Origin of the sequence: Methylobacterium platani (assembly GCF_001653715.1) — a bacterium.
Taxonomy (GTDB): domain Bacteria; phylum Pseudomonadota; class Alphaproteobacteria; order Rhizobiales; family Beijerinckiaceae; genus Methylobacterium; species Methylobacterium platani.
The window spans coordinates 127,858-136,418 of record NZ_LWHQ01000021.1; the positions used below are offsets into that span (position 1 = coordinate 127,858).

Genomic DNA, 8,561 nt, shown 5'->3' on the forward strand with positions numbered 1-8,561 from the left:
TCACCCCTACCCCTCTCCCACTCGGGAGAGGGGATCCCGCGCCTTGATTTTAAAGGTGATTTTCCCCGGACAGCCCTGCCGCCCGCGGGGAGAGGGGGAGCCAGCGCTTCGTCTGGTTGCCGGACAGCCCTGCCGCTTGGGCATCCCTCATCACTCTCTGGGAAGGCCGCCTTCAATGATATGGGACGCGGCCGGGCGAGCGCCCGAAGCTGGACGGAGGACCCGTCGGACACCCGACAGATCCACCCCCGAGCGCCGCCGCAGGCCACCCACCCGCCGCTACCTCACATCTCGACGTTCATCCCGGCGATCCACCGCTCGCGCTCGGCGAGCGCCGTGGCGGCCTCATCGCCGAGTTCGCGGGCGACGAGATTGAGCAGGCCCTCGGCGAAGACGACGTAGGCGGCCATCGAGTTGGAGTAGAAGCTGCTCGCGTGCGGGATGAAGAAGGCGTGGCGCGCCGGCCCCGCCAGGGGCGAGGACCGGGTGTCGGTGACGGCGATCACGGCGAGCCCGCCCGCCGCCGCGACCTCCGCGACCCGCGCGACGCTGCGGGTGTAGGGCGCGCAGCTCGCTACCACGACGACGTCGCCGGGTTCGAGCTGGGCCAGGGCCTCGGCGACGCCGAGCCGGGGGGCGTCGAGGAGCGCGACGTCGCCGCGCACCAGGCCGAGACCGTAGGCGAGGAAGCTCGCCAGCGCGTGGAACTGCCGGACGCCGTGCACCCGCACCCGCCGGGCCCGCGCGAGGGCCCGCGCCGCGCCCGCGAGCGCGGCGGGCTCCAGCTCGGCCAGGAAGCCCTGGACGTTGGCCGCACTCTCTTCCGCCAGCCGCGCGAAGGGGGCGATCTCGGCGACGGGGCCGGCCTCCGCCTTCAGGAGGCGCCCGACCTGACGGCTGTAGAAGTAGCGCGCATCATCCGCGATGGCGTCCCGGAAGACGCTCTGGAAGTCGGAGAAGCCCAGGAAGCCGAGGCGCTTGGCGAGCCGCGTCAGAGTCGAGGCGTTGACGTCGAGAAGCGCGGCGAGCTCGGAGATCGAGCGCACCGCCGCCTGCTCGGGCATGCCGACGAGCCGCGCCAGCACCCCGTGCGCCTTGGCCCCGAGCGAGATGGTGGCCTCGTCCCGCCCGATATCGAGGGCCAGCGCGCGCAACGCCTCAATGGTGCGGGGCGGCTCGCCCGGAGGCCGCCCCGCGCCGTCCTCGTCTTCGTTCCTCATACGGCTGCCGACATTAAACCCGTTACCCGGTGAACCGCGCCCACTCCTCGGTCGCGCCGTGGACGGACCAGTCGAGCCGATCGCCCTCGATCACGAAGACTGCGGTCGCGAGCGTGTTCTCGTCGTCGGGATCATGCGGGTCGTCGCGCCGGATCGGCAAGCCCTCGCCGCCGGTATCGCGCAAGGTTGCCAGGGGATCGCGCTCGGCTTGTCCCTGCGCCACCAGGGCGTCGCCCCGGACCTGGCGCGATCCGGACGAGTCGGTGACGATCTGCGGCTCGTCCGCCATGTCGGCGTGGACGAGGTGGTTGGCGTGCAGCGCCGGCTCCGCGATCCGCCGCACCGACACGCGCGCGCCGGTGAATTCGACTCCAAGCAGGCGGGGATCGCCGGATTGCGCCAGCGTCAGGTGGAAGGCCCCGGCCCGCGGCCCCTCCCCCACCAGCGCGACCGCGGCGTCGAGGCTCGCGCAGTCGAGGACCGCCCGGGTGAGGACCATCCGGGGCAGGCCGTCTCCCATCCGGCGCGAGCGGATGTTGTTGACGGTCTGGACCAGGCCGGCTTCCGTCGCCGCGAAGGTGTGGCCCGGGATCGAGCCCGGATAGACGAAGGCGGTGAAGCCGATGCCCTGGTCGGGCCGCGCCCGCAGCAGCCCGCAGGCGCCCCGGAAGCCCGGATCGCCGTCCTCGTTGTGGGCGACGACGATCCGGGGCCTGGAGCGCGTCACGATCGCGCTGCAATCGTGACGCGCTCCAGGCCTTTGATCTTGCCGCATTTTCTGCGACGAACCGGCATCCACTTCGTCGGAAAATGCTCCCGGCACCTGCACCGTCGTGCAGCCGTCCGGGGCCATGGCCGCGATGTCGCCGCGGCAGTTCCAGGCGAAGACCGCGTCGACGGGCAGACCGAGCCCCTCGGCCAGGCCCTCGATCTCGGCCATGATCGCCGGGAACCGGGCCCGGACCTGCGCCGCCATGCCCTGCACCCGCTCGTCGTGGCGGTGCGCCGTGATCGCCGCCCACGCTCGGGTGCCGACGAGGTGGCCGTGGACGGCGGCCGCGCCGAAGCGGCCGAGCTGAAGGCCGATCTCGTTCGGGCTTCCCGCGGCCTCGACGAGGCGCAAGCGGTCGGTACGATCAGTGAACATGCTGCAGGAACTCGCGCAGGCGGGGATTGTCGGGCTGGTCCAGGAGGGCGGCGGGCGGCCCGTCGACGGTGATCTTGCCGCCCTCCATGAAGATCAGGCGGGTGCCGACCTTGCGGGCGAAGGCCATCTCGTGCGTGACGACGATCATCGTCATGCCGTCCTCGGCCAGCTCCTGCATCACCCGCAGCACCTCCTGGCGCAGCTCGGGATCGAGGGCGGAGGTCGGCTCGTCGAACAGCATCAGCTTGGGCCGCACCGCGAGCGCCCGGGCGATCGCGACGCGCTGCTGCTGGCCGCCGGACAATTCGCCCGGGTAATGCCTCGCCCGCTCGGCGAGGCCGACCTTGGCCAGGAGCGCCATCGCCTCCTCCTCGGCCTGACGCTTCGGCGTGCCGCGCACCCGCCGCGGCCCGAAGGCGACGTTCTGAAGCGCCGTCATCTGCGGGAACAGGTTGAACTGCTGGAACACCATGCCGGCTTCCTGGCGGATCGCCCGGACCGTGCCGGGACCGCCCCGCACGCTCAGGCCGTCGACGACGAGGTCGCCGCCGTCGATCGCCTCGAGGGCGTTGATGCAGCGCAACAGCGTCGACTTGCCCGAGCCGGACGGGCCGATGAGGACGACCTTCTCGCCCTGCTCGATCGAGAGGTCGACCTGATCGAGGATTGTCACTGCGCCGAAGCGCTTCGTGACCCGCTGGAAGGCGACGATGCTCACAGGATCCGCATCCTCTTCTCGGTGAGGCGAAGGGCGAGCGTCAGGATCCCGGTCATGACGAGGTAGAGGACCGCGACCGCCGACCAGATTTCCACCGCCCGGAAGTTCGAGGCCATGATCTCCTGGCCCTGGCGGGTCAGCTCGCCGACACCGATGACGATGAACAGCGAGGTGTCCTTGAGGCTGACGATGAACTGGTTGCCGAGCGCCGGGATCATGCGCCGGAAGGCCAGCGGGCCGACGACGAAGACGAGCACCTTCCAGAACGGCAGCCCGAGAGCGAGGCCGGCCTCGCGCAGGCCGCGGTGGATCGACAGGAACGACCCGCGGACGATCTCGGCGATGTAGGCGCCGGCATTGATCACGATCGCGGTGATCGCCGCGGTCAGCGGATTGATGCGGACATCGAGGAGCAGCGGCAGGGCGAAGTAGATGAACATCACCTGCACGATGATCGGCGTGCTGCGGATCAGCTCAACGTAGATCAGGGCGATGGTATTCAGGACGATGTTGCCGTAGGCGCGCATGAGGCCGGCGATCAGGCCGAGCACGAGGCCGCCGGCGAGGCCGGCAAGCGCGATGAGGATCGTGAGCCGTGCCCCGCGGAGCAGCTCCGGCAGGGCGGCCCAGATCACGGACCAGTCGAATTCCATGGAAGCGGTCCCTCTCGAAGGGGGCCGCGCCGGCGACCGGGCCAGCGCGGCATGGGCGGGGGCCGGATCAGGACTTCGCGGGCTTGGCCCCGAACCACTTCTCGTAGATGGCGTCGTAGGTGCCGTTCGCCTTCAGCTTGGCGAGCGAGGCGTTGACCTTGGCGACGAGGGGGCTGCCCTTCGGAAACGCCATGCCGTATTGCTGCGCCATCATCTGTTCGCCGACAATCTTGACCTTACCGCCGCCATTGGTCTTGATGTAGTAGAGAACGTTCGGCGTATCGTGCATCGCTGCGGCGGCCTTGCCGGTCATCACCTCGAGATAGGCGTTGTCGACGTTCGGGAACTGCCGCAGCTCGGCATCCTTGAAATTCGCCTTGGCGTAGTCGGCCGCCGAGGTACCGGTCTTGATGGCGACGACCTTGCCCTTCAGGTCGGCCGGACCCTTGATGTCGCTCGAGGACGGCACCATCAGCAGGAAGCCGCTGTCGTAATAGCCGTCCGAAAAGTCGACCGCCTTCTTGCGCTCGTCCTTGATCGTGATGCCGGCGAGCCCGACATCGACCTGCTTGGTCTGCAGGGCCGGGATGATGCCGTTGAAATCCATCGGCTGGAGCTTGTAGGTGACGCCGATATCCTTGGCGACGGCGTCCCAGAGATCGATGTCGAAGCCGACATACTTGTCGCCCTGCTTGAACTCGAACGGCACGAATGCCGTGTCGGTGGCGACGATCAGGTCGGCGGCGCGGGCCGGCGCCGCGAAGAGGAGAGCGGCGGCCATGACGGCCGAGGCGAGGCGTGTGAAGGAGCGCATCGATCCTTGTCCTTGTTCGTGGCGGCACCGCGGACCGGCACCGGCTGCGAACGCAAATATACAATGCATTTAATAAAATTCTGCAATCGAAATTTGCGCAAACTGTGAGCGAAGGATGGGCGGAATGCCTCCGGCATTTGCAGGACCGGGAGGCGTCCAGGGTCGTCGCGGTCGCGGAGGGGTATGCTCGCGCGGGGGATCGGCGAAAGGCCATCGCCGACGTTTGCAACAGACGTCGCATCGTCGAGGAAATGACACTCGCGCGTCGGGCGCGGTGGAACGGCCCATGCAGACCACCCGCCCCTCCCCAGCGTCGCATTCATCCGCGATCGATGCGTTGGCGCAGGGCGCGCTTGCCGGCTGTCAGGCTTCGAAGTGCCGCTCCAAGTCGCCGCGAGCCTGTCCCTTCGTTCGATGACGAGAGCGATCAGGATTATGAGCGGGCTCGGGGGCTGCCTCCTCGTTTTGATTACGGACGCTGGCGAGCAGCACGGCAACGACGGGTCCGCGCTCGTAGCGCATTCGGGCGAGCTGCAGGGGCGACCAGCGCTTCGGCCTCGACACGTCGATGCCGAGGCGTCCGGCGCATCGGCGCCGACGCGAGGACAGGGAGACCTTGCGGGCTGAGCCAGCGCCTTCGAACGGATCCGCTCGAAGGCGCGGCGGTATTACGAGCCAAGGCGTCAGCGGCACATTTCGAGAGAAGGACCGCCGGCGTTACGATGACGCACATCGCACCGCCGGCGAATTTATATTAAATTGCCGATAATAAATCATCTTGTGTCATCACGCTATGTGCGCGCTCCAGGGAACCGGCGCCCCTGCGTTATTCAGGCCCTGCCCTGTTATGTTACCGTTTCCATCCAACCTTCCTGTATATGTGACATTTATGCCGTTGGAAGGGGTTACTCGCGATATATTGTAATCTGGATTATCCCGATACCCCCGGAGTTTGTACGTTATAATTCCTTGTGGCGCATTCATGTGCGCGCTGCCCGTTATATTGCCTTGATTGTCCTCATTCACACTCCAGGCTCCCGTCACATTGCTCTCGGCTCCCTCTACGACGTGCCATGCTTGGGTCATGACTGCCACTCCGAGTGTTATATGGCCAAGCTGCCTTGCGGCAATTTTTATTATGCATTATTTATAGATTTATTCATAGTTTTTTATCTTGAATATTTGATAATGCTTTAGAGGTATCAACAGCAATTGGTTGCAGGTAGCGCGGATCCTCGGCCTAGACCTTCGGCAAGTACAGGGCGCGGTCGAGGAGGGCATGCCCCTTGGTCGAGACATAAGCGACGAACACGCCGATCTGGCGGTTGGTGATCCTGACCGTCGACCTAGTATGCTGATCGATGGACTCCGCGGGAGGCGTCGCCCTGCTCGAGAAAGCCCGTCTCGTCGAGAACCAGGACGGCATCCGGCTCGGCCAGGGTCACGACCATGTACTCACGCACACCATCACGCAAGGCGTCGGCGTCCCACTGGCTGCGCCCGAGCACCGCCTGCTGACGCCGTGGTCCGGGATCGCCGGCGGCTTCGGCCCGCATCCAGCCGGTCTCGCGCCGTTCCACCCCGAGCAGGCCGTCGAGGAATGCGCTGGCTGAGCGAGCCGCGTTCGGCGCAGATACAGCCGTCGGATTTGTTCCTTGGCCTCGCGCAGGCTCGTCTGCCAGACCTCCAGCACCGCTTCAAGCGAGGCAGTCGGCATCGCAGTCTCCTATCTCACACTGTCAGACAGGTCGGCGATCCCGCAGTTGTCATGCTGACACTGCACTAGGAAATAGCGTCGTTCTGGCGCAAGGTAAAACTATGGAAAAACCCCGCTAAATGATTAGCGGGGTTGAAAAAATTGGTAGCGGAGGAGGGATTTGAACCCCCGACACAAGGATTATGATTCCTCTTATCTAGGCTCCCCGCCCCAGTTCCAGGCCCTCCGTAAGGCCCTGATCTCCCTAGGACGGCGTTAACGACGCCCCCTCGTTCCTCTTGCCCCTCCGCCTCCGTCCGCCCAGGCTCCCGCCCCAGTTCCGCCCCGTTTCTGGAGACCGCCCCGGATGGCCGTCAAGCTGAAGCAAGAAAGGGTCGACACCCTGGTCGCCGAATGCCGGCCGGGGATGAAGCCGAAGGACGTCATCGACGCTGGCGGCCCGGGCCTGATCCTGCGCCTCAAGCCGCGCGGGGCGCACTGGGGGCTCAAGTTCGAGCGCGGGGACAAGACCCTCCGGATGAAAATCGGGACCCCGGACCTGCTGACCCTGGAACAGGCGCGGTACATCGCCGGCAAGGCGCGGTCCTACCTCGACGCCGGCAACCTCGTCGCCCCGTCCGAGGACTGGCTGCGCGACCGCTACGTCGAGCTCGAACTGGCCAAGCCTGCGCGGAAGCGCGACCCGGTCCTCGTCGCCAAGTTCGAGGAGGACGTGAAGCACCTCATGAAGTGGCGCTTCGACGAGGCGCGGGACGAGTTCCTCGCCGAGGTCAAGCGCACGCTGCGGCACGACACCTGGGTCGATTACCGCGCGATGCTGTACCACCCGGAGCTTGAACCGGTCATGCTCATGCAGGTCCGGCACATCACACAGCAGCACCTCGCCATCCTGGTGGCCGAGATCCACCGGACCGGGACGGAGAGGAAGGCCGAGAAGCTGGCGTCGGTCCTTCGTCCCATGTGGACGTTCCTGTGCGAGAGCCACCGCCAGCACCTCACCGGCGTGACGACGCCCATGCCGATGCTTAAAGCCCCGAAGCGGTCCGCCGGGGTCAAGCCGCGGTCGAACGGGAAGGTGCCGGGGGCCCACGTCGCGACCCCGTCCGAGATCGGCTTCGTCATCGCCGTCGCCCGGTCCGGCGTGATCGAGCGGTCGCTGTCCGTCGCGATGGAGCTGATGGTGGCGACGGGGCAGCGGCGCCGGCCGGTCGCGAGCGCCCTGCGGGTCGATTTCGTGGATTGGGTCGAGATGCCCGGCTGGGGGATCTGGTCGATGGGGCCGGCGCACCGGAAGACCGCGGCCAAGCGCCAGGACAAGCACAGGCACGTAATCCCCCTGCCGCCGGCGCTCTGGGAGCGCCTCAAGGCGCAGATGGCGCGGACGGCCGACAAGGCAAGCGAGTACGTCTTCCCGCAACTCCGGGCGCGCAAGAAGGGTGGGCGGGTCGACGGCCATCTCAGCGCCGCGGCCCTGAACCACCGCCTGCTCGACATGGGTGTCTGGGCGAGCCCGCACGACCTGCGGCGCGGGTTGTCGTCGGCGTGCCAGAACCGCCTCGGCGTCGAGCGGCCGGACGTGAAGCTCGTCCTCGACCACAACGAGGGCATCCCGACGAACGACGTCCTGGAGGCGCACTACACGGTCCACGACCGCCTGGATAAGAAAGGCCCCGTCATGGAGGTCTGGTGGCCGTGGTTCGAGGCCCAGGCCGCCGCGGCGACGCTCCCTCCCCTCGCGGAGCTCCGGAAGGAGATCGCGCGCCGGCGTCGGGAGCGCGAGGCCGAGGGCAAGGCCAAGACCGCCGCCCGGAAAGCCGCCAGGGAGGCGGCGGAGAAGGCCAAGGCCGAGGCGGCCGCCCTCGCCGCGGCCGGGGGGCATGCGGTGGCGGCGTAGGCCTCAGCCGTGTCGCCACCACAGCCACGCCGCGGTGACCGCCAGAACTGCGCCGATGGCGGCGAGCCTGGCCGACGGGTACCTCTCCCGGAAGGGTAGTCCCCGCAGCCGCTCGCGCTTCTCGCGGTCATATTCGTCCGCCGCCCGCCAGCCCATGCCGCCCTCCCGGTTCTCGCGCCGGCCGAGGAGGTCATAGCGGCCGGGAGGGCGCAACGGAGGCTACCAGCCTCCCTTAGCCGGCTTACCGGGATGCTTTCCGCCGCTTAGAGCGTTTTCAGTTTTGGCTGAGTCGGAAGGTTGGGGTTCACGCCGGGCGGCCGGGCTGATTCAGTGCTCGCTCCAGATGAGGAGCGAGGCATGGGCCGACCCTACAGCCAGGATCTGCGCGAGCGGGTGGT

The 8,561-nt window shown here is 67.4% G+C and carries 6 protein-coding genes, 1 tRNA gene and 1 pseudogene; 1 reads left to right on the forward strand and 7 read right to left on the reverse strand.

The genetic code is table 11. The annotated features are described in order from the left end of the window. Nucleotides 1-284 precede the first annotated feature (284 nt). From A5481_RS12510 to A5481_RS12540, 7 genes and pseudogenes are all read right to left on the reverse strand, one after another. On the reverse strand, nt 285-1,220 hold the full coding sequence (locus tag A5481_RS12510; RefSeq protein WP_048432387.1) for a MurR/RpiR family transcriptional regulator: 936 nt from the start codon (nt 1,218-1,220) through the stop codon (nt 285-287). 22 nt (nt 1,221-1,242) lie between these two features. After that, nucleotides 1,243-2,367, reverse strand: a complete 1,125-nt coding sequence (locus A5481_RS12515; protein WP_048432386.1) for a C45 family autoproteolytic acyltransferase/hydrolase — start codon at nt 2,365-2,367, stop codon at nt 1,243-1,245. Next, nucleotides 2,357-3,085: a glutamine ABC transporter ATP-binding protein GlnQ gene (gene glnQ, locus A5481_RS12520; protein ID WP_048432385.1), complete on the reverse strand. Its 729-nt coding sequence runs from the start codon at nt 3,083-3,085 to the stop codon at nt 2,357-2,359. Before glnQ ends, A5481_RS12515 begins: the two co-directional genes overlap by 11 nt. Then, complete coding sequence (glnP, locus tag A5481_RS12525; RefSeq protein ID WP_048432384.1) at nt 3,082-3,738, reverse strand: glutamine ABC transporter permease GlnP; 657 nt, start codon at nt 3,736-3,738, stop codon at nt 3,082-3,084. Before glnP ends, glnQ begins: the two co-directional genes overlap by 4 nt. A gap of 67 nt (nt 3,739-3,805) precedes the next feature. Then, nucleotides 3,806-4,552 carry a glutamine ABC transporter substrate-binding protein GlnH gene (gene glnH / locus A5481_RS12530; protein WP_048432383.1) on the reverse strand — a complete coding sequence of 249 codons (747 nt, stop codon included), beginning with the start codon at nt 4,550-4,552 and terminating at the stop codon, nt 3,806-3,808. Between the two features lie 1,246 nt (nt 4,553-5,798). Continuing rightward, nucleotides 5,799-6,269, reverse strand: a pseudogene (locus A5481_RS32395) (transposase); the annotation flags it as partial. Nucleotides 6,270-6,411: 142 nt separating this feature from the next. Beyond that, nucleotides 6,412-6,479, reverse strand: a tRNA-OTHER gene (locus A5481_RS12540). Nucleotides 6,480-6,615: 136 nt separating this feature from the next. Here A5481_RS12540 and A5481_RS12545 point away from each other — a divergent pair. Continuing rightward, nucleotides 6,616-8,163, forward strand: a complete 1,548-nt coding sequence (locus A5481_RS12545; protein WP_048432381.1) for an integrase family protein — start codon at nt 6,616-6,618, stop codon at nt 8,161-8,163. Nucleotides 8,164-8,561: the final 398 nt, after the last annotated feature.